Source organism: Methylophaga sp. UBA4204, from assembly GCF_002379485.1.
Lineage (GTDB): Bacteria > Pseudomonadota > Gammaproteobacteria > Nitrosococcales > Methylophagaceae > Methylophaga.
In genome coordinates, this window is the sequence record NZ_DFTU01000037.1 from 1 (window position 1) to 2,231 (window position 2,231).

The 2,231-nt window shown below is 46.3% G+C and carries 1 protein-coding gene; it reads right to left on the reverse strand.

What is annotated here, in order from left to right; all coding sequences use genetic code 11:
- The coding region (locus B3182_RS05130) for an efflux RND transporter permease subunit (protein WP_292751829.1) at window positions 1-2,231 on the reverse strand (2,231 nt) is incomplete at both ends.

Here is a 2,231-nt window from a genome sequence, read left to right on the forward strand (position 1 = left end):
GCATTACCAGCCAGAATTTGCTGGTAAGTCAGCTCTGTCCATTCATAGGTCATGCCATTGGGTAATGTTTCAGCCAGTATTTTCTCAATCGCTGCTTGTGCCTCCCCGGTACTGTAGCCAGGGGCTGGACCACCATTAATTTCAGCGGTAGTAAAGCCGTTGTAATGCATGACCCTGTCAGGACCCGCTGTATCAGTAACATTGATAAAGGAACCCAGAGGAACCATTTCACCATCGCTATTACGTACCTTTAACTGGCTGATTTGTGACGCACTCTGACGAAACTGTTCATCAGCCTGCATATTCACCTGATAGGTACGACCAAACTGGTTGAAGTCATTGACATAAACCGAGCCCATATAAGCCTGCAGTGTTTGAAATATCTCATCCAGTGACACATTTTGCTGTTTGGCTTTAGTGCGATCGATGTCCAGATCCAGTTGCGGCACATTGACCTGATAACTGGAAAAAATACCAGTCAGCTCAGGTGTAGCCCAGGCTTTTTGCATGACCTGCATCGTTACGTTGTAGAGCTCTTCGTAACCATGACTGGCGCGGTCCTGTATTTGCAGCCTGAACCCACCAATGGTGCCAAGCCCCTGTACTGGTGGAGGAGGGAAAATGGCAATAAAGGCATCTTCAATACCGGCGAACTTCTGGTTTAACGCTGCTGCGATAGCATCAGCTGACATTGACGGATCGTTACGCTCCTTGAAATCGCTTAAGGTGGTAAACACGATGCCGGAGTTCGGACTGTTGGTAAAACCGTTAATGTTCAGTCCGGGGAAAGCAACAGAGCTGATTACGCCGGGTTGTTCAAGCGCAATATTCGACATTTCCTTAATCACTTCCTCGGTACGTTCTAACGACGCAGCATCTGGCAATTGAGCAAACGCCACCAGATATTGTTTGTCCTGACTTGGCACATAACCGGAAGGGGTAGTGGCAAACTGCACGCCCGTTAAACCCAGCAGTGCAACATACATAATGCCAACCAGCGCGCCAAAGCGAATGACCTTTTTGACTAACCAGCCATAACCTTTGGATAAACGGGCAAAGAAGCGATTAAACGGACCAAATAACCAGCCTCCTAAGAGTTTGTCCATGGCGCGTGTTAACAGATCTTTTTTCTCACCAGGTGCTTTTAATAATAGCGCCGACAGGGCAGGGCTTAGCGTTAACGAATTAATCGCTGAGATAAAAGTAGAAATAGTAATGGTTAAAGCAAACTGCTTATAAAATTGCCCGGTTAAGCCTGACATAAAGGCTGTCGGGATAAACACTGCTGCTAATACTAATGTCGTAGCCACGATAGGGCCTGTCACTTCTTTCATTGCTTTTTGCGTAGCGGCAATCGGTGTTAGGCCTTCGCGTATATTCCGTTCAACGTTTTCAACCACTACGATGGCATCATCAACGACGATACCGATGGCCAATACCAGACCAAACAACGATAGAGCATTGAGTGAAAAACCTAAAAGATGCATAAAGGCAAACGTACCTATTAATGACACAGGTACTGCCACCAAAGGAATAATGGATGCACGCCAGGTTTGCAAAAACAGCACAACCACCAGTACCACCAGTACTAATGCTTCAAGCAGCGTTTTTATTACCGCCTCAATAGAACCGCGAACAAACACTGTTGGGTCATAAACGATGTCGTAGGCCAACCCATCTGGAAAGCTTTTCGATAACTCTGCCATTTTGGCGCGTACATCGTCAGAGATTTGAATCGCGTTAGAACCTGAGGCTTGAAAAATAGGAATAGCCACGGCGTCTTTATTATTTAATAACGATCGCAGGGCATAGGTTGAGGCACCCAGTTCAATACGAGCGACATCTTTTAAGTAACTTATCTCACCGTTGTCGCCGACTTTGATAATGATATTGCCAAACTCTTCTTCGGTAGATAAACGACCTTTAACGTTTATCAGCAGCTGAAATTCTGCATCAGCACTTGGCTGAGCACCTAAGCTTCCGGCAGCTGTCTGCTGATTTTGCTCACGGATTGCGTCAGTAATTTGTGATGGAGATAAACCAAGAGCCGCGACCTTATTAGGATCCAGCCAGATCCGCATACTGTAATCACCGGCGCCGAACAGTTCTACAGTGCCCACACCGTTAATTCGCGCCAACTCGTCTTTAACATTCAGCAACGCATAGTTAGACAGATAGAGCATGTCGTATCGATCATCTGGCGAACTTAAATGCACCACCATGGTTAAATC